At 61.5% G+C, this 19,297-nt stretch carries 15 protein-coding genes and 1 pseudogene; 8 read left to right on the top strand and 8 right to left on the bottom strand.

What is annotated here, in order from left to right; all coding sequences use genetic code 11:
• Nucleotides 1-18: 18 nt before the first annotated feature.
• Both U5O12_RS19935 and U5O12_RS19930 read left to right on the top strand, forming a co-directional pair.
• Entirely contained in the window at nucleotides 19-960 is a 942-nt protein-coding gene (locus U5O12_RS19935) for a 2-dehydro-3-deoxygalactonokinase (RefSeq protein ID WP_322580327.1), read from the top strand.
• Nucleotides 957-1,589 carry a 2-dehydro-3-deoxy-6-phosphogalactonate aldolase gene (locus U5O12_RS19930; protein WP_322580326.1) on the top strand — a complete coding sequence of 211 codons (633 nt, stop codon included), beginning with the start codon at nucleotides 957-959 and terminating at the stop codon, nucleotides 1,587-1,589. The genes U5O12_RS19935 and U5O12_RS19930 overlap by 4 nt, the downstream gene beginning before the upstream one ends.
• Nucleotides 1,590-1,593: 4 nt before the next feature.
• Here U5O12_RS19930 and rsmI read toward each other — a convergent pair whose 3' ends face one another.
• Complete coding sequence (rsmI, locus tag U5O12_RS19925) at nucleotides 1,594-2,505, bottom strand: 16S rRNA (cytidine(1402)-2'-O)-methyltransferase (RefSeq protein WP_322580325.1); 912 nt, start codon at nucleotides 2,503-2,505, stop codon at nucleotides 1,594-1,596.
• Between rsmI and U5O12_RS19920 the strand changes: the two genes are divergently transcribed.
• From U5O12_RS19920 to U5O12_RS19910, 3 genes are read left to right on the top strand one after another with little or no spacing between them, the layout of a single operon-like run.
• The gene (locus tag U5O12_RS19920) at nucleotides 2,506-2,895 is read left to right on the top strand and encodes a YraN family protein (protein WP_322580324.1); all 390 of its coding nucleotides are present in this window, start codon (nucleotides 2,506-2,508) and stop codon (nucleotides 2,893-2,895) included.
• A 57-nt stretch (nucleotides 2,896-2,952) separates the two neighbouring features.
• Nucleotides 2,953-3,552: a phosphoheptose isomerase gene (locus U5O12_RS19915; RefSeq protein ID WP_322580323.1), complete on the top strand. Its 600-nt coding sequence runs from the start codon at nucleotides 2,953-2,955 to the stop codon at nucleotides 3,550-3,552.
• Nucleotides 3,549-4,187, top strand: coding sequence for a BON domain-containing protein (locus tag U5O12_RS19910; RefSeq protein ID WP_322580322.1), 639 nt, complete (start codon nucleotides 3,549-3,551; stop codon nucleotides 4,185-4,187). The genes U5O12_RS19915 and U5O12_RS19910 overlap by 4 nt, the downstream gene beginning before the upstream one ends.
• 135 nt (nucleotides 4,188-4,322) lie before the next feature.
• On the opposite strand, the gene U5O12_RS19905 is transcribed toward U5O12_RS19910, so the two are convergent.
• The 3 genes from U5O12_RS19905 to U5O12_RS19895 form a co-directional block, all read right to left on the bottom strand.
• Nucleotides 4,323-5,249, bottom strand: a complete 927-nt coding sequence (locus U5O12_RS19905) for an NAD(P)-dependent oxidoreductase (RefSeq protein WP_322580321.1) — start codon at nucleotides 5,247-5,249, stop codon at nucleotides 4,323-4,325.
• 2 nt (nucleotides 5,250-5,251) lie between these two features.
• Nucleotides 5,252-6,388: a PilT/PilU family type 4a pilus ATPase gene (locus U5O12_RS19900; RefSeq protein WP_296468227.1), complete on the bottom strand. Its 1,137-nt coding sequence runs from the start codon at nucleotides 6,386-6,388 to the stop codon at nucleotides 5,252-5,254.
• Between the two features lie 154 nt (nucleotides 6,389-6,542).
• Nucleotides 6,543-7,586: a type IV pilus twitching motility protein PilT gene (locus U5O12_RS19895; protein WP_322580320.1), complete on the bottom strand. Its 1,044-nt coding sequence runs from the start codon at nucleotides 7,584-7,586 to the stop codon at nucleotides 6,543-6,545.
• 54 nt (nucleotides 7,587-7,640) lie between these two features.
• Here U5O12_RS19895 and U5O12_RS19890 point away from each other — a divergent pair, with 54 nt between their 5' ends.
• The gene (locus U5O12_RS19890; protein ID WP_322580319.1) at nucleotides 7,641-8,339 is read left to right on the top strand and encodes a YggS family pyridoxal phosphate-dependent enzyme; all 699 of its coding nucleotides are present in this window, start codon (nucleotides 7,641-7,643) and stop codon (nucleotides 8,337-8,339) included.
• Here the strand turns inward: U5O12_RS19890 and U5O12_RS19885 are convergent.
• The 4 genes from U5O12_RS19885 to U5O12_RS19870 all read right to left on the bottom strand — a co-directional run bounded on the left by U5O12_RS19885 (nucleotide 8,336) and on the right by U5O12_RS19870 (nucleotide 14,642).
• Nucleotides 8,336-9,463 carry an ABC transporter substrate-binding protein gene (locus U5O12_RS19885; RefSeq protein ID WP_322580487.1) on the bottom strand — a complete coding sequence of 376 codons (1,128 nt, stop codon included), beginning with the start codon at nucleotides 9,461-9,463 and terminating at the stop codon, nucleotides 8,336-8,338. The genes U5O12_RS19890 and U5O12_RS19885 overlap by 4 nt on opposite strands.
• Before the next feature lie 35 nt (nucleotides 9,464-9,498).
• The gene (locus U5O12_RS19880) at nucleotides 9,499-9,972 is read right to left on the bottom strand and encodes a winged helix-turn-helix transcriptional regulator (RefSeq protein WP_322580318.1); all 474 of its coding nucleotides are present in this window, start codon (nucleotides 9,970-9,972) and stop codon (nucleotides 9,499-9,501) included.
• A gap of 9 nt (nucleotides 9,973-9,981) precedes the next feature.
• Nucleotides 9,982-11,943, bottom strand: coding sequence for a methyl-accepting chemotaxis protein (locus U5O12_RS19875; RefSeq protein WP_322580317.1), 1,962 nt, complete (start codon nucleotides 11,941-11,943; stop codon nucleotides 9,982-9,984).
• A gap of 134 nt (nucleotides 11,944-12,077) precedes the next feature.
• On the bottom strand, nucleotides 12,078-14,642 hold the full coding sequence (locus tag U5O12_RS19870; RefSeq protein WP_322580316.1) for an EAL domain-containing protein: 2,565 nt from the start codon (nucleotides 14,640-14,642) through the stop codon (nucleotides 12,078-12,080).
• A gap of 221 nt (nucleotides 14,643-14,863) precedes the next feature.
• Here U5O12_RS19870 and U5O12_RS19865 point away from each other — a divergent pair, with 221 nt between their 5' ends.
• Both U5O12_RS19865 and U5O12_RS19860 read left to right on the top strand, forming a co-directional pair.
• On the top strand, nucleotides 14,864-15,997 hold the full coding sequence (locus U5O12_RS19865; RefSeq protein ID WP_322580315.1) for an OmpA family protein: 1,134 nt from the start codon (nucleotides 14,864-14,866) through the stop codon (nucleotides 15,995-15,997).
• A gap of 155 nt (nucleotides 15,998-16,152) precedes the next feature.
• Nucleotides 16,153-19,285, top strand: a pseudogene (locus U5O12_RS19860) (L-glutamate gamma-semialdehyde dehydrogenase).
• The last annotated feature ends 12 nt before the right edge of the window (nucleotides 19,286-19,297 follow it).

The following is a 19,297-nucleotide window of genomic DNA, read 5'->3' as shown; positions in this document are numbered from 1 at the left end:
CTCCTCTGAACATCCACTGTGAACTCCAAAAATATGGCTGCCAACCCTGCTGTTTCGATTGTCGGTGTGGATTGGGGAACCACCCACCGCCGCTCCTATGCCATTACGGGCGAGGGCCTGCTTGCGCGTGAAGTAAGTGACGCCGATGGCGCACTGGCCTGCAAAGGCCGTTTTCCCAGCGCGCTGGATGCCGCGCTTCAGGCGCTGGGGGTGCAGGGCACGGGCGTGGTGCTGGCTGGCATGGTGGGTAGCGCACTGGGCTGGCACGAGGTGCCCTATGTAGACAGCAGCGTGCCATTGCAAGATTTGGCGGCCCATGCCATGCGGGTGCCGGATGCCGCACCGGGTGTGTCGGCCCTCATCATTCCGGGCTACCGCGTACGCAACGCCGCGGGCCTGCCCGACGTAATGCGCGGCGAAGAAACCCAGCTGCTGGGTGCCTGGGCGATGGGCCACCGCAGCGGCTGGTTCGTACTGCCCGGGACCCACAGCAAGTGGGTGGAGTTGCAAGAAGGCCGAGTGGTGCAGCTGCGCACCTACATGACGGGTGAATTGTTCGACTTGCTCAGCAAACACGGCACGGTGGCCGCGGCAGCCGGTGGCGTGGCTCCGGTGTGGGACGAGGCGGCTTTTGTAGAAGGCGTCACGGCCGCAGGCCACCATGCGCTGAGTCACCAGATTTTCAGTGTCCGGGCGCGTGTGGTCTGCAAGGACATGTCCGCGTCTAGTGCCACCGCGTATCTGAGTGGGTTGCTGATTGGCACCGAACTCAAAGACGTGCTGGAGGGCAGCGCAGGCACGGACCCGCAGGGCACGTTCAAGCTGCTGGGCTCGCCGCAGCTGGCGGCCCACTACCAAACCGCAGCCCAGCACTTGGGCCTGTCGTTCGACATCCTCGATGCCAAGGCCGCCTTTGTGGCGGCCGTCCACCACATTCACCTGCACTGGAAACCCCTATGAGCGATTCCCTTGAACTGTTGGCGCGTGCGCGCCGCGCCCCTCTGGTAGCTATCCTGCGTGGGCTGTTGCCTGCGGAGGCACAAGCCGTGGGGGAGGCGCTGGTCGAGAGCGGCTTTCGCACGCTGGAAGTGCCGCTGAACCGCCCCGGCGCGCTGGAGTGCATTGCCACGCTGGCACGCACCCTGCCTAGCGATGCCATGGTGGGCGGCGGCACCATGCTGACCGTGGCCGATGTGGAGGCTGTACATGCTGCCGGCGGCCGCCTCATGGTCTCGCCCAATTGCGATGTGGCGGTGATTCGCCGTGCGGTGGAGCTGGGCATGCTGTGCGCCCCCGGTGTGGCCACACCCACTGAAGCCTTTGCAGCACTGCAGGCAGGCGCCCACGCGCTCAAGCTGTTCCCTGCCGAGATGGTGGGCCATGGCGGCATCAAGGCGCTGAAGTCGGTGCTGCCCGCCGGTACCGATCTGTGGCCTGTGGGGGGCATCACCCCCGAGAGCATGGGCCCCTGGAAGAAGGCTGGTGCCACCGGTTTTGGCATTGGCAGTCAGTTGTTTGCGCCGGGCACCTCTGCGGACGATGTGCTGGTGCGTGGGCGCGCCTACGTGCAGGCTTGGCAGCAGGCCTGAGGCGTTAGCCCTGCTTGAGGGCCAGGGCCCGCTCGTACAGCGCGTTGCGGGCCTCGCCGGTGATGTCCGCGGCCAGCTTGACCGCGGTTTTCAGCGGTAGTTCTTCCAGCAGCAGTTTGAGTACCCGGTCGTCCGGCGCCTGCGCGGCACTGGCCGGTGCAGGATGAATCACCAGCGCAAACTCTCCCCGCAGCCGGTTCGCATCAGCGGCCAACCAGGCGGTAAATTCGCCGGCCGCCAACGTGGCAATTTCTTCAAACTGTTTGGTTAATTCGCGCCCAACCGTGATCAGGCGCGCCTCAAGCGGGGCGAGCGCCAAGGCCAGCGCCTCAATGCGATGGGGCGCCTCCAGAATTACCACGGCGCGACGTTCTTCTGACAGCAGCTGAACTTCATGCGCGCGCTCGGTGGCCTTGGAGGACAGAAACCCTCGGAACACAAAACCGCTGTGCCCATCCCCGCCTTCGGCCAGGCCCGCCGCGCACAGGGCGGTGGTGACGCTGCTAGCGCCGGGCAGGGGAATGCTGCGCAGGCCGGCGGCCTGCACCTGTGCCACCAGCCGCGCACCCGGGTCGCTGATGCCGGGCGTGCCTGCATCACTCACATAGGCTACGCGCTGGTCCTGGCGCAGGCGTGCCACCACACCTTCCGCCGCCTGGGCCTCGTTGTGCTGGTGCACGGCCAGTAGCTGGCCCGACGATTTGTCGATGCCGTAGGCGCGCAGCAGTTGCTGGGTGTGGCGCGTGTCTTCGCAGGCAATGGTGTCGGCCAGCGCCAGCACATGCAGTGCGCGCAGGCTGATGTCGGCCAGGTTGCCAATCGGCGTGGCCACCAGGTACAACGCGCCCTGCGGATAATGTTGTGCACCGGCGGCCTCTTTGGCAGCGGACAGGGCAGAGATAAAAGACGCACTCATATGGGTTTCTTTCCGACACGACCAGCACGAAGCGCCACCACCAAACAGCTGGGGGACGCCGGAGAAGACGCCGCTCTGCGTTATTTGCAAGAGCAGGGGCTGGTGCTTGTTGCCCGCAATTATCGAACCCCCGGGCGGGGCGGCGGAGAAATCGACCTGATCATGCGGTCGCCCGACGGCACCCTGGTGTTTGTGGAAGTGCGCAAACGGGCCTCCAGCCGCCATGGCGGAGGTGCCGCCAGTGTGGGGGCGGTCAAGCAGCGTCGCATTGTGTTTGCGGCGCAGCACTACCTGCTACGCCTGTCCCGCTTGCCTCCCTGCCGTTTCGATGTGGTTGTTTTGGATGGCGATCGGATCGAGTGGCTACAGGCTGCGTTTGATGCATCCTGATACATCTCAAGTCGCCTGGCCTCTGGGGGTTTTGGGGGCCGCGGTATCATTCCCGCCATGCTTGAGCAACGTATTCAACAACATTTCATCGACAGTGCTGACCTCAAATACCAGTCAGCACAAGGCTTGAGCAAGCCCATCGCTGACGCTGTGCAAGCCATGCTCGCTTGCGTTACCAGCGGTGGCAAAGTCCTGGCCTGTGGCAACGGTGGTTCTGCCGCCGATGCACAACATTTTGCCGCCGAGTTTGTGGGGCGTTTTGAGCGTGAACGCCCCGAACTCGGTGCCATTGCGCTGACCACCGACACCTCCATCATTACCGCCATTGCCAACGATTACGACTACAACGTGATCTTTTCGCGCCAGGTGCGCGCACTGGGAGCTCCTGGCGATGTGCTGCTGGCGATCTCCACCAGTGGAAACTCGGCCAATGTGCTGGCCGCTATCGAAGCGGCCCATGCGCGTGAAATGGTCGTTGTGGGATTGACCGGGCGTGGTGGCGGCAAGATGGCGCAGGTCTTGCGTGATACCGATGTACACATCTGTGTGCCGCATGAGCGCACTGCCCGTATCCAAGAAGTCCATATTTTGGCTTTGCATTGCATATGCGACGCCGTTGATGCCCAACTGCTGGGCGAACAGGAAACCAACCCATGAAAAATCGCACCTTGAAACGCTTGGCCTTGGCCGTTGCCCTGACCGGAAGCGTAGTGAGCCTCACCGCCTGCTTCCCACTGCTATTGGGCGGCGCCGTTGGCGGTGCTCTGGTCGCTACGGATCGCCGCACCTCCGGTTCGGTGGTGGAAGATGAAGGCATTGAACAGCGTGCTGCGAGCCGCATCCGTGAGAACCTGGGTGAACGCGTGCACGTGAATGTGACCAGCTACAACCGCCAAGTGCTGTTGACCGGTGAGGTACCCACGGCCCAAGACAAACAGTTGGTCGAGCAGATCGTGGCGCGAGTAGACAATGTGCGCAACATCGTCAATGAGTTGGGCGTCATGGGCAATGCCAGCCTGACCCAGCGTTCGTCCGATTCTTTGGTGACTGGTCGCGTCAAGGCCGGCCTGGTAGATGCCAAAGACCTGTTTGCCAATGCCTTCAAAATCGTGACGGAACGGGGAACCACCTATGTGATGGGTCGTGTGACCGAACGTGAGGCCAAACGCGCCACCGAAGTGATCAGCAGTACCTCTGGCGTGCAGCGCGTGGTGCGTATTTTGGAGATCATTTCGGAAGACGAGCTGGCCCGTCTGCAGCCAGCGCCCCCTCCGGCAGAACCCAAGAAGTAAACCGAAACGGCCCGTCAGGGCCGTTTTTTATGGGCGGAGCATGAGGGTCAGGTTTCAGCGCCGTGCCGCCACAAGCTGAAACGCACCCCCTCGGGGGGCAGCGACCCGCGCAGCGGCGGAGCGTGGGGGCTATATTTATTTCAAGCGCTTGATCAAACTGCTGGTATCCCAGCGTTGGCCGCCCATCTGCTGCACATCGGCATAAAACTGGTCTACCAGCGCCGTGACCGGCAGGCGTGCGCCATTGCGCTTGGCTTCATCCAGCACCAAGCCCAAGTCCTTGCGCATCCAGTCCACCGCAAAGCCAAAGTCAAACTTGTCGGCCACCATCGTCTTACCACGGTTGTCCAGCTGCCAGCTCTGCGCCGCGCCCTTGCCAATCACGTCCAGCACCTGGTTCATGTCCAGCCCAGCCTTCTGGCCAAAGGCAATCGCCTCGCTCAAGCCCTGCACCAGCCCGGCAATACAAATCTGGTTCACCATCTTGGCGAGTTGACCGGCACCACTGTCCCCCAGCAAGGTGAAGGCCCGCGAAAAGGCCATAGCCACTGGTTTCACGGCTTCAAACGCGTTGGCATCACCACCACACATCACCGTCAGCAGACCATTTTGGGCACCGGCTTGGCCACCCGACACCGGGGCGTCAATGAACTGCAGACCCTTGGCACGGGCCACCGCACTGAGCTCGCGGGCAACGTCGGCCGACGCCGTGGTGTGGTCTACAAAGACGGCGCCCGGCTTCATGCCGGCGAAGGCACCATCGGCACCCAGGGTCACGCTGCGCAGGTCATCGTCATTGCCTACGCAGCAAAAGATGATGTCAGCGTTCTGCGCTGCCTGGCGCGGCGTGGCGGCAGGGGAATGGGCGCCCAATTGACTGCTAGCCCCCGAGAACTCTGCGCACCAAGCTACCGATTTGCTAGCGGTGCGGTTGTACACGGTGACCTGGTGACCGGCACGTGCCAGGTGTCCGGCCATCGGGTAGCCCATGACGCCGAGACCCAGGAAGGCGACGGAGTAGGCAGGAGAGGGTTCGTAGGTTTTGTCGTTGATGTTGGGCATGGTCACATGATGGCGAAATTTTCGGTACCGGCAGACAGGTCGTTGGACTTGCCACGCTGGCTATTGAGCTTGATCTGCAGGCGCAGGTCGTTGAGGGAGTCGGCGTTGCGCAGCGCATCTTCGTAGGTGATGGCATTGCCTTCGTAGAGGTCGAACAGCGCCTGGTCGAAGGTCTGCATGCCTGCCTGGCGGCTCTTCTTCATGATCTCCTTCACCTCGGACACTTCGCCCTTGAAGATCAGGTCGGAGATCAGTGGGGAGTTGATCATGATCTCCACCGCCGCTACCCGGCCCTTGCCGTCCTGCTTGGGGATCAGGCGCTGCGAGACCAGAGCCTTGAGGTTCAGCGAGAGGTCCATCAGCAGCTGGCTGCGGCGCTCTTCGGGGAAAAAGTTGATGATGCGGTCCAGTGCTTGGTTGGCGCTGTTGGCGTGCAAGGTAGCCAAGCACAAGTGGCCGGTTTCGGCAAAGGCCACGGCGTGCTCCATGGTCTCGCGGTCACGGATTTCGCCCATCAGAATCACATCGGGCGCCTGGCGCAACGTGTTCTTAAGCGCAGCTTCCCAGCTGTCGGTGTCCAGCCCTACTTCGCGCTGCGTCACCACACAGTTCTTGTGTGCGTGCACAAACTCCACCGGATCTTCGATGGTGATGATGTGGCCAAAGGATTTGTCGTTGCGCCAGTCCACCATGGCGGCTAGCGTGGTCGATTTGCCCGAGCCGGTAGCACCCACCATGATGCACAGGCCGCGCTTGGCCATCACCACTTCCTTGAGTACCTGGGGCACGCCCAGGCCGTCAATGGTGGGCAGCACCTGCGGGATCACCCGCAGCACCAGCCCCACCTTGCCCTGCTGGATGAAGGCGTTGGCACGGAAGCGGCCAATGCCGGCCGGCGCGATGGCGAAGTTGCTCTCTTTGGTGCGCTCGAATTCGGCCACCTGTTTGTCGTTCATGATGGACCGTGCCAGCGCCATGGTGTGCGCCGCGTTCAAGGGCTGGGGCGAGACCTTGGTGATCTTGCCGTCCACCTTGATGGCAGGCGGAAACTCGGCGGTGATGAACAAATCGCTGCCATTGCGGCTGACCATCAGCTTGAGCAGGTCGTTGATGAACTTGGTTGCCTGATCGCGTTCCATAAGAACACCTCCTTGTCGCTAAATCGTTACGGTGGAGCAAAGTGCCCCCAAAACCCAGAAACACCGCAGGACCGGCTTGGCCGAACTGCTGGTGTTGCCCCCTGCAAGGGGGAAAGCGGCCATACGCAGTGGGCAAGCCGGGGGTGTGCCACAGTCACCCAGGGAAGTTCTCTGGGATTTTGGCTTTTCCGCGCGCCTCGGCCGCGCTGATGACATTGCGCTTTACCAAGTCTGTCAGGTTCTGGTCCAGCGTCTGCATGCCCACACTGTTGCCGGTTTGGATGGAGGAGTACATCTGCGCCACCTTGGCCTCGCGGATCAGGTTGCGGATGGCGCTGGTACCCAACATGATTTCGTGGGCCGCCACGCGACCCTGACCGTCTTTGGTCTTGCACAAGGTTTGCGAAATCACCGCCTGCAGCGACTCTGACAACATGGCTCGCACCATTTCTTTTTCTTCGGACGGGAATACGTCAATGATCCGGTCGATGGTTTTGGCTGCGCTCGAGGTGTGCAGCGTACCAAACACCAAGTGCCCAGTTTCTGCAGCCGTCATGGCCAAGCGGATGGTTTCCAGGTCGCGCATTTCGCCTACCAAAATCGCATCCGGATCTTCCCGTAGCGCGGATTTCAGCGCGGCAGCAAAACTCAGGGTGTGCGGGCCCACTTCGCGCTGGTTGACCAGACACTTCTTGGACTCGTGTACGAATTCGATCGGGTCTTCCACCGTCAGGATGTGGCCGAACTCGGTTTCATTCAAGAAGTTGACCATGGCCGCCAAGGTGGTGGACTTGCCCGAGCCCGTGGGGCCTGTGACTAGAACCAAACCACGGGGCTTCAAGGCCAGGTCGGCAAAAATCTTGGGGGCGTTGAGCTGTTCAAGCGAGAGGATTTTGCTCGGAATCGTCCGGAACACCGCACCGGCGCCACGGTTGTGGTTGAAGGCGTTGACCCGAAAACGCGCCAGGCCGTCAATCTCGAACGAGAAGTCAATCTCCAGGAACTCCTCGTACATCTTGCGCTGGGTGTCATTCATGATGTCGTACACCATGGCGTGCACCTGCTTGTGGTCCAGCGGCTCCACGTTGATGCGTCGCACATCCCCGTGCACCCGGATCATGGGGGGAAGACCGGCAGAGAGGTGCAAGTCAGAAGCCTTGTTTTTGACGCTGAACGCCAGCAGCTGGGTAATGTCCACGGAATCCTCTTTCGCTGAGATGGGCTGGGAAGGGTTTGGTACGCTTGGGAGATTATGACGATGATTGCAGACAATCTCCACGCGGTGCGCAGCCGCATTGCCCAGGCGTGCACCCAGGCCGGACGACCGGTGGACGCAGTGCAGTTGCTGGCGGTTTCCAAGACCTTTGGCCCCGATGCGGTGCAGCAAGCCTTTGATGCCGGCCAGCGTGCCTTTGGTGAGAATTACATCCAGGAAGCCGTGGAAAAGATCATGGCGCTGGCGGCCTTGCCGATCGAATGGCATTGCATCGGCCCGATCCAGAGCAACAAAACCCGGCTGGTGGCAGAGCACTTTCAGTGGGCGCACACGGTGGACCGCATCAAGATTGCCCAGCGCCTGAGCGAGCAACGCCCCGCCCACCTGCCACCTTTGCAGGTGTGTATTCAGGTGAATGTGGACGGTGGCGCGACGAAGTCGGGTGTGCTTCCCGATGAGGCCTTGGCGCTGGCGCAAGCCGTGGCGCAGCTACCACGCCTGCGCTTGCGCGGGCTCATGTGTATCCCTGAGCCCGCTCCTGATTTCATAGCTGCTTGCGCAGTATTTAAAAGGGCTAGAAGCTTGTTTGATGCATTAAATGCAGCGGGGCTGGGGCTGGACACGCTGTCCATGGGCATGAGTGCAGATTTGGATGCTGCAGTTACCAGTGGCAGCACCCAGGTGCGGGTGGGCAGTGCGATTTTTGGCGCTCGCAGCTACCCGGCCTCTATTTAGGTGCGAACGCGCCCGTCGCCGGTCAGCATGGACAGCTCTACAAAGCTGGATGCTGCACGTTCGGTACGTGAAAAATTCACATTGAAGCCGCCAAAAGGTTGCCCATTGATGCTTTCCATGGCGCTGATAAATCCCTCGGCGCCGCCTTTGGCGCCCGATCGGCGTAACCCTTCCGCCAACACTCGCGCTGCAATGTAACCCTCCATACTGGAGAAGTTGGCTTGCACCGCGCCATTGGTTTTGCGCACGGCTTCGGCAAACTCGCGCGAGATGGGTTTGTTGCCGGTGTAAGGGGATGGCACCACCTGGGATACGACCACGCCCGCACCCTCCCGGCCCAATTCGTCAGCCAGTGCCTGGGTGCCAACAAAAGACACGTTGTAAAGCCCGCCACCGTAACCCGCTTTGCGGGCAGCGCGAACGTAAGCGGCACACGATTTGTAAGCGCTGACTTGCACCACAGCATCGGGAGCAGACGCATTGATGGTTTCTACCGCCTTGGCCACATCGACCGAGTTGCGTTCCACGGTTGCCACGGCCACCGGTTTCAAGTTCAGCGCAGAAAGTGCCAGCGTGACGCCGTCCAGTCCGGCCTTGCCATAGGCATCGTTCTGGTAAAAAACGGCGACTTTGGTCAATCCCAAGTTGTGCAATTGTTTGACGATCAGCGCGGTTTCGTCGTTGTAGGAGGCGCGAACATGGAAGGCATAGCGGTTCAAGGGGGTCCGTAGTGCCATGGCCCCGGTGAATGGGGCCACAAAAGGTACCCTGGCCTTGGTAGCCAAGGGCAGGGCCGCCAAGCTGGTAGGGGTTCCAATGTAGCCAAACAACGCGAACACATCGTCTTCCAGCAGCTTTTTGGTGTTGTCCGCACAGCGGTCTGGCTCATAGCCATCGTCCATTTTGCGGATTTCTACACTGCGCCCACCCACGCCACCTTGGGCGTTGAGCTGGTCAAAATAGAGTTTGGCACCCGCGTGGAACTGGATGCCCAGCTGGGCTGCAGGCCCGGTAAAGGCGGCCGACTGGCCGAGGATGATTTTGTCGGACTGGGCGTGTACAGCCGGAAACCCGGCCAGACCCGCTGCACCGGCAGCGAAAGAAAATTGGCGACGATTGATCATGGTCATAGATTATCCTATGAAACCTAGGGTAAACCCTAGGTTAATTTGAGGTGGGTGGTGTTTTTGACTTCTTCCATCACTGCGTAGGTGCGTGTTTCCCGCACCCCAGGGAGCTGCCACAACACGGTCCCCGCAAACTCCCGGTAAGCAACCATGTCCGCCATGCGGATTTTGAGCAGATAGTCAAAGCCCCCCGCCACCATGTGGCACTCCATGATCTCAGTGCGCACCTGCACCGCGGCCTTGAAGGCATCAAACACATTGGGCGTGGTTTTGTCCAGCAGCACCTCAATAAAAACCATCATTCCGGCACCCAGCTTTAGCGGGTTGAGTCGGGCCTCGTAGCCCAGGATGTAGCCGTCTTTGGTGAGGCGCTGCACACGGGCCAGCACGGCGGTGGGCGACAGCCCCACGGTCTCTGCCAGCTTGAGATTGGACAGCCGCCCGTCCTCCTGCAAACACGCCAGGATGCGCAGGTCAATCCGGTCCAGTTCAGCCAAGTTGATCACTTCGGGTGTTTACTTCAGCTTGAAAAAAGACACTTCTTGGGCCAAGCGTGCCGCTTGGTCGGAAAGCGCGGTGGCCGCCGCCGCCGTTTCCTCAACCAAAGCTGCATTTTGTTGGGTGTTTTGGTCCAGGTCGTGCACCGCGCTACCCACCTGGCTCACGCCCAGCGACTGTTCTTTGGTGGCGTTGGCAATCTCGGTCATCAGGCTGTCAATGCGCGCGGCATTTCCCACGATGTCTGCAATGGCGGTGCCCGCCTCGCCGACCACTTGGGTGCCTCTTTCCACTTGTTCAATGCTGGCGTTGATGAGGGTTTTGATTTCCTTGGCCGCCTCGGCACTGCGCCCGGCCAAAGACCGCACTTCACTGGCAACGACTGCAAAACCGCGGCCCTGTTCACCTGCCCGTGCCGCCTCTACCGCCGCATTCAGCGCCAGGATATTGGTTTGGAAGGCGATGCCATCGATCACGCTGATGATTTCGGAAATTTTGCTGGACGAGGCATTGATGCCCTGCATGGTGCTCTCGACTTGCGAGATCACCTCACCGCCACGTTTGGCAGACCGGGCGTTAGCGCGAACAATTTCAGCGGCACCCGATACCGTCTCGGACGTGCGCTGCACGGTTTCCGAAATCTGCGTCATGGTCGCGGCCGTTTGCTCCAGGGCCGCTGCGCTGGCCTCGGTGCGGCGTGACAGGTCTTGCGATGCGGATGCAATCTCTTCACTGGCCGTGTTCACATTGCCGGCTCCGTCCAGCGTATTGCGCACAATCACGCGCAGGCTGGCTTCCATGTCGCGCAGGGTGATCATCAGGTGGGCCGCTTCGTCCTTGCCCCAGGGGGTGGGGGCCGTAATCAGGTTGCCCTTGCTGATTTGCTCCAAGTGCCCGGTCACTTCGCGCAGGCCGCCCATCATTACTTTGTAAAACGCCAGCAGCATGTAAAAAGCCAGCGCTACAAAAAACACAACAACGATTAGCTCTAGCGTTTCCGTGTTGCGAATTTCTACAATCCGCTCGTTCAGTCGTTCTTCCAAGCGTTGCATCAATTTGGCGTTCAGGCCTTGCTCAGCAGCCAGTGTGGCCATGCCCAGCTGCAAATACGCATCCGCGTCCCCCGCTACAGATGCGCCCAGCAACTGCTTCTGGGTGGCTGCGATGAAGGCGTCGTACGCATCGTCATTGGCTTTCATGCCGTATTTGGCATCGGCTTGGGGCGTGCCACCCGTTGCGATGATATAGCTGCTCTCCACAATATTGTCGATAAACCGCAGGATGCCGGCATCTTGGGCGATACGCTCGGCAACGTAGTCGCTCTTTTGTCCGGCCTTGAGGGCAGACCAGCCCAGCACTGCGAGCTCTGACACGTTCTCCATTTGCTGCCCCGCGTAGAGCACCGTGTAGTTCATGAGGTGAAAGCTCTCCAACTCCGGGTCGAGTGCCAGTTCCGAGGTGTTGCCCACATGGGTGCCCAGCTCCAGTAGCTGGTCGATGTACTCGTTATGGGCGTCAAACGTGGCTTGTTCGTCCTTGCCCTTGCCGGCGGTCATCAGGTTTTGGTGTAGCTTTTCAGCTTTGCCAAAAAGCTCTGCAGTTTCCAGGTCTTTGCCGATTGCTTTGTCAACGGCTTGCAACTTGGCAAATGCTTCTGCCACCATGTTTTGGCTGGCTGCAAAGTCGCCGGCACCGGTGATGGCGTGCATGCGGCGGGTCTGGGCTTGCGCAATCAGCGCCTGCAGCGGCCGGGTGTACTCTAGCCCTTGTATCTCGTGGCGGGTGCTGGCGATCAGAGCATTGTCTTTTTGAAGTGTGTTGACCACCAGCAGCACGATGGGGATCAAAAACATCACCGCAATCCAGCCCGCCTTGGCAGGAAAGTTCAGCCGCCTGAAGAGCCGCACCCCTGGCGACAGCCAGCCGTGGTACCGGAAGAAGGAGCCAAATCCGGCATCGCCGGCCAACGCACTGCTCATAAGCTCACCCTTTACTAAGAAAGATGTATTTATTCCATCATAGCCAAAAGGCTGTTTTGTATACAGGTCATCGGTCGACTTGTTTACAAAAGGCGACGCCCCGTCTTGTGGCCACCACGCATGTCAGCCCCATGTTATGGCGCCGGTGATGGACGACCAAACAAATAGCCTTGAAAGTGGGTGCAGCCCAGCGCCAAGAGTGCGTCGCGCTGCTCGATGGTTTCCACGCCCTCAGCAATCACTTGCAGGTGCAAGCTGTCGCCCAGTGTGATGATGGCGCGCACGATGCTGGCGCTGGAGTGGTCCAACAACAGGTCATGCACAAAGGACTGGTCGATCTTGAGTTGGTCCAGCGGTAAACGCTTGAGCACATTGAGCGAGGAGTAGCCGGTGCCAAAATCGTCCAGCGAGATGCGCACGCCCAGCGCCTTAAGGGCGTCCATTTTCTGGATCACCCTGCCCAAGTCATCAATCAGCTGGCTTTCTGTCAGCTCCAGTTCCAGGCGTTGCGGGTTGGCGCCGGTCGCCTGCAAAACCGATTGCACCTGAGCAACAAAATCCGCTTGGCGAAATTGGCGTGCGCTGAGGTTGACGGCAATGGAGCGTTCCTGTGTGCGCGGATGGCCTGCCCATTCCACCAGCTGGGCACAGGCGGTCTCCAGAATCCAGGTGCCCAAGGGCAGGATCAGGCCAGAGCTCTCGGCCACGGGGATGAACTCCCCCGGCGGCACAAGGCCCCGCGTGGGGTGCTGCCAGCGCACCAAGGCTTCCGCACCAAAGGTGTGGCCGTGTTCATCTACCTGGGGCTGGTAGTACAACAGGAATTGGCCGGTCTCCAGGGCCCGGTGCAGGTCGGTCTCCAGTGCCGTGCGGGCGCTCACCTCGGCCTGCATCTGCGGGTTGAAAAAACGCACCGTATTGCGTCCGTCGGCCTTGGCCTGGTACATGGCCAGATCCGCTTGCTTGAGCACCTCGTTCTGGTCGGAGTCCGGGCCGCCAAACATGGCCACGCCAATGCTGGCGGAGGTGAGGTAGTAGTGCCCGTCGAGCAAATAGGGCTCGCTGAGTTTGCGCAAGATTTTGTCTGCCAGATGCTGGGCGTGCACCACGGCCTCGTTCATGGTGGGTCCCAGCCCCTGAACCACCGCCACAAACTCGTCACCGCCCTGGCGTGCCAGGGTGTCTTGGGCCCGCGTGCAGGCGCTGAGCCGGTCCGCAATCTGGCGCAGGAGCATGTCACCAAAACTGTGGCCCAGGGTGTCATTGAGGTCCTTGAAGTTGTCCACATCAATGAACAGCAGGGCACCGTAGGCCCGGCTGCGCTGCAGCGCAGCCAGCGCCTGTTGCAGGCGCTCCATCAGCAGACGGCGGTTGGGCAATTGGGTCAGCGGGTCGTAAAACGCCAGTTGGTGGATGGCGTGCTCGGCTTGCTTTTGCTTGGTGATGTCGGTGGAAATGCCGCACAGGGCATAGATCGAGCCATCGGGCCGGTGCAGAGGGAGTTTGATGGACAGGTAGGTGTGTTCTTCGCGCCCGTCCGGGCTGCGGTTGGTCTCCACGTCTTCCACGCGCTCGCCTTGCTTCACCACGCGCAGGTCATTCACCCGCAGCTTGGCCACTGTGGGGGCGTCGAAATAGCGTTCATCGGTTTGCCCCAGCACCTGCTCTGGGCGGGCACCAAACAGCTCACACACCTTGCGGTTGGCGTACTGGTAGCGCAGTTCGGTGTCCTTGATGTAAATGAAGGCGTCCACACTGTCCAGAATGGTGTTGAGCCGGTCCTCGCTGGCACGCAGGCTGCGCGTTTTGTCGGCCACTTCCCGCCGCAGCAGGCCCCAGGCCGCCAGTGCCAGCGCCAGGACACCAGCCAAGCCCCCTAGCGCCCACCACACGAAGGTGGGCACCAAGGTCTGAGGCGGAGCCTCCATCCAGCGCCTGAGCACCTCAAAATAATGCGAATCGGGCTGGGCTTGCCAGGCTTGCAGATTGGACTCGATGGCGGCAATCAGGTCCGCATTTTTGCCCTTGCCGGTGGCAAAGAACAGCTGCGAGGGCTGGAACAACACCGGTGTGGAAGCGAGCTTGAAGCGCGGTGCTTGCAAGTCGCCAAAAAAACGGTTGGACACAGCGGCGTCAGCGCCTCCGCGGGATGCCAGCTCAAACGCTTCTTGCAAGGTTTCTACCGGCACCAGCTCGGCCTGCACCCCAAAACCCGCCATCAGGTTGCGCAGGTATTCCTGCTGTACGGAGCCTTTCAGCACGGCAATGCGATGGTCTTTGAGGTCCAGCGCCGAGCGGATGGGCACCTCCGGGCGGGCGTAGATTTGTGACCAGCTCAGCAGGGCCGGGGTAGTATGGAAGTCGAACAGCTGGGCCCGCTCTGGCGTAAAGGCCACGTCGGGCATCAGGTCGATGCTGCCGTTTTGCAGGCTCTCCAGACAGGCGTTCCATTCGCAGGGCACGGGCACCAGGGTCCAGTTGTGGTGCTCGGCCATTTGCAGCGCCAGCTCGCCAAAAATGCCAGACGGCTGCTGCTGGTCGTTGAGGAAGATCTTGGGCTCGTTTTGGTAGACCCCCATGCGCACCTCGCGCGGGTGGTCGGCGCGTGCTGCGCCCACCCCAGCGCACAGGCAGGTCATTGTTGCCAACACCTGCATCCAGCGCTGGAGGTTTCGGGCGAACAAACGGACGTGGGGCATGCACGAATCTCCTGTTGCGCATTCTGCGGTGCATTCTTGGCGCAAATTTGACCAACATCAATAGACGGCACGGTCCAGATCTGTCGCTATCCACCGCACCCAGCATAGCCCCAAGTCCATCGTCCGGGTGGCAACGATTTGAAACCAATTCGGGCTCGTACGTGGTGCACGCTTCATTACACTGTGCGCGGCTTACAAAAACACACTGGGAGGTAGAAGCGATGTTGTTCAAAAATGGGTTTCTGCGCGGGGTCGGCAAAGCCGCTGCCATGGCGGTGGGGCTTGCCGTATTGGCCGGGCCAGCGGCGGCTGAAGATGGTGCGGATCACCCGGAGGTAGCCCGTTTTCCCGGCGCTCGCATCAGCAATTACGATTTCAAAGAGTACGAGGAATTCCAGCTCATCCTCGCCAAACCCCAGCCCGCCCCCGGCGGTGGCTACACCGCAGCCAAGCTGATGCCGTTGGAGGGCAAAGTCACCTACATCCACTACGAAGTTCCCAAATCGGTGTCCCCTTTGCAGGTGTTTCGCAATTACCAGTCCTCCCTGCGCCGCAGCGGGTTCACCGAACTGTTCACCTGCGACCGGCCTTGCACCTCCGCGAATCTGGGTGAATACAGGAGCTTGATGAAAGCCCGTCAGCTCTACCTGAACTACAGCAACGACAACCAGTACCTGGCGGCCCAGCGCAACAACACGTATGTGTCCCTGTGGGTGAATGACGGTGGTGCCTGGTTGTTTGTGGTTGACAAAGAAAAACTCAACGATGGCCTTATGGCAGTGACGGGCGAGAGCCCCATTGCCAAAGCCCTGGGGGCCGACGGCAAAGTGGATTTGTATGGCTTCCAGTTTGATACGGGTAAAGCCGTGTTGCGCGACGGCTCCAAGCCCACCCTGCAGGAGCTGGGCAAAGTGCTGCGGGACAACCCGGACCTGAGCGTGGAAGTGGTGGGCCATACGGACGATGTGGGCGGCGCCGAGAGCAACCTTCGCCTCTCCGAGGCCCGGGCCGCTGCGGTGGCGGACGCACTGAGCCGCCAGTACGGCATCGCCGCACAGCGCCTCAAAACCCGGGGCGTTGGCCAGACCGTGCCTTTGGCTGCCAACACCACGGAGGCCGGCCGTGCGCAAAACAGGCGTGTGGAAATCATTGCCCAGTTGCCCGAAACCAGCGCCAAGACCGCACCCGCCGCCAGCCGTGCCACACCTGCTGTGCAGGCACCGGTGGCCGGTACTGCGGCCGCGCAGCCAAGCGAGCCGCCGCCCGCCGAGCAGCCCAAGGCACGTAACCTGTTGGAGGACGCCAACAAGGCGGTGGACGCCGCCGGCAAGCTCAAGAACTTGTTTGGCCTGTAGTTCGCGGTCTGCACTTAAAAGCCGGTCTTGGGACCGGTTTTTTTATGGGGGTGGATAAATTTAAATCTAAATTCATCAAACTATTTGGTGATTAATTCAATCAAAAATTCTTAAAAATAGCGACTAATCCATTCATTGCCTTTGCAGGAGTCGCCATGTCCCACCCCGCCCCTTCCACCGCGTTCACCCCCGTGCCACCGCGCCTGCCGAATCCCTACCGCGCGGAGGACGAAGTGGTCTCCCACCGCTTGCAAGGGCTGGACGCCAGCCTGTATTGGGCGCACGCCGCCCGCACTGCCGAGCCTTGGGTGCAAGCCGTGCGCGACAACCCGCCGCCTTTCTGGGCGATGGAGAGCCTGCTCAAGGAATACCCCATCTCCAGCGCCGAGGGCCTGGCCCTGATGCGCCTGGCCGAAGCCCTGTTGCGGGTGCCGGACGCTGAAACCGCCATCGCGCTGACCACCGACCAGCTTGGCCGCGCCGACTTTGACGCCAGCGGCGACAAGGTGCTGGCCCGCCTGTCCAGCACGGCGATTTCGCTCTCCAAACACTTTTTGCCCGATGCGCAGAACGAGCCGGGGCTGATGGCCAAGCTGGGCGCGCGCACCGTGGTGGCCGCCACCTTGCGCGCGGTGCAGTTGCTGGGCCGCCAGTTTGTGCTCGGCCAGACCATGCCCGAGGCGATGAAAGAAGCTGACGCTGCCCGCAAAAAAGCCAATGTGCGCGTTTCGGCGCCGGGCCGACCCAAGGCGGAACACGCCCCCTTGGGGGGCAGCGACCCGCAAAGCGGTGGAGCGGGGGGGCTTAGGTTCAGCTACGACATGCTGGGCGAGGGCGCCCGCACCAACAAGGATGCACTGCGCTACCTCAAGAGCTATGCGGATGCTATTGAATTCATAGCTGCTCGCGCAAGCAAGACGGGCGACCTGGCCGAAAACGATGGTATTTCCATCAAGCTCAGCGCCCTCTACCCGCGTTACGAAGACGCCCACCGCCAGGCCGTGCTGGATGAACTCGTCCCCCGTGTCTGGACGCTGTGCGAAGCCGCGGCTGCCGCCAACATCAACCTCACCATCGACGCGGAAGAGGTGGACCGCCTGGAACTCTCGCTGGAAGTGCTGGAAGCCTTGCTGGTGAAGGTGGCCGCGCACTGCCCGCAGTGGACTGGGTTGGGGCTGGCCATGCAGGCCTACCAGACCCGCGCGCTGGAGCTGATTGAGCATGTCACCGCGCTGGCTCGCAAGTACAAAATCAAGCTGATGTGCCGCCTGGTCAAGGGCGCGTACTGGGACGCAGAAGTTAAGCGCGCCCAGGAGCTGGGCCTGCCGCACTACCCGGTGTTCACCCACAAGCACCACACCGATGTGTCGTACCTGGCCTGCGCCCGCGCGCTGCTGGCGGTGCCGGACGCGATTTACCCCCAGTTCGCCGGGCACAACGCGGGCACCATTGCCGCCATTTTGCAAATGGGTGCCAAAACCGGCGCGCCCTTTGAGCTGCAGCGCCTGCACGGCATGGGCGAGGGCATCTTCCGCGAAGTGCTCAAGAACCCGCTGGTCGCTTGCCGCGTGTATGCCCCGGTGGGCGCGCACAAAGACTTGCTGGCCTACCTGGTGCGCCGCTTGCTGGAAAACGGCGCCAACTCCAGCTTTGTGCACCAGCTAGCCGATGAGTCGGTGGGCATGGACGAGCTGCTGATCTCGCCCCTGCGTCTGGAGCCCCACCCCAGCCTGCCGCTGCCGGTCGACCTGTTTGGCAAGCACCCCGGCAGCCGCGCCAACAGCACTGGCCTGGACTTGACGGTGGACGCCATGCGCGCACCCGCTGCTGGCTGCGTTGCATACGACGCCTGTGCCGGTGGTGCCGGAGTTTGATGTCAAAAACATCCCTGACGCTTATGCTGATTGCGCGAGCAGCTATCAAAAGTGGAGCAAAGTGCCGGTGGAGGAGCGCGCTGCCACGCTGCGCCGCGCCGCCGATGCGCTGCAGGCCGCCATGCCGCAGTTCTGCGCGCTCTTGGTAAAAGAGGCCTTCAAGACCTGGGGCGACGCGGTCAGCGAAGTCCGTGAGGCGGTGGACTTTTTGCGCTACTACGCCGACGAGGCGCAGCGCATCATGCAGCCCATCAGCTGCCCTGTCGTCGCCAATGCTCAGGCTGGCTATCAATACGGCGTAACCGGCGAGACCAACACCCTGCGCCTCACAGCCCGTGGCGTGTGGGTCTGCATCAGCCCTTGGAACTTCCCGCTGGCCATTTTCATGGGCCAGGTCGCAGCCGCTCTGGCCACTGGCAATACCGTGCTGGCCAAGCCCGCCGAGCAAACGCCCGGCGTAGCCAAAGCGGCGGTGGAATTGATGGTCGCCGCTGGAGTGCCTGCCGATGCATTGCAGTTGCTGCACGGTGCAGGCGAAACCGTGGGTGCCGCCCTGGTGGCGCAGCCCGGCGTGGCGGGTGTGGTGTTCACTGGCTCCACCCAGGTGGCCAAAATCATCCAGCGTGCGCTGGCCGCGAAAGACGGCCCTATCGTCCCGTTGATTGCAGAGACTGGTGGCATCAACGCCATGTTGGTGGACAGCAGCGCGCTGCCTGAACAGGTGGTGGACGCCGTGGTGCAAAGCGCCTTCCGCTCCGCCGGCCAACGTTGCTCGGCGTTGCGCCTGCTGGTGGTGCACAGCGCGATTGCGGATGGCGTGATCGAGATGCTGCAAGGCGCTGCCCAAGAGCTGCGTGTGGGCAACCCGGCTGATTTGGCCACTGACCTTGGCCCGGTGATTGACCGCGAGGCCTTTGACAACATCCAGCGCCACATCACACGCCTGAAAAATGAATCAAAAGTGCTGCTAGCGCCCGCAGAGTATGCGCAAGCAGCTCCTGAATCGATAGCAAATCTGATCGTCCCCCATGCCTTTGAGGTGGCCAGCATTGCCGACGTGAAGGCCGAAATCTTCGGCCCGGTGCTGCAGGTGGTGCGCTGGGATGGCAACCCCGAGGATGTGATCGCGCAGATCAACGCGCTCGGTTACGGCCTGACGCTGGGCATCCAGACTCGCATCGACAGCCGCGCCCAGGCGCTGGCGGCGCAGGCCCACGTGGGCAACATCTACATCAACCGAAACATGATTGGCGCGGTGGTGGGTGTGCAGCCTTTTGGTGGCGAGGGGCTGAGTGGTACCGGCCCCAAAGCGGGTGGCCCGCATTACCTGTACCGCTTCTGCGCCGAGCAAACCGTCACGGTGAACACCACCGCTGCCGGCGGCAACGCGGCGCTCTTGGCCAGCATGCACTAGCGCCCTGGCTGC

Origin of the sequence: Rhodoferax sp. (genome assembly GCF_034519335.1) — a bacterium.
GTDB lineage: Bacteria > Pseudomonadota > Gammaproteobacteria > Burkholderiales > Burkholderiaceae_C > Allorhodoferax.
This window is presented reverse-complemented; position numbering and strand designations above follow the sequence as displayed.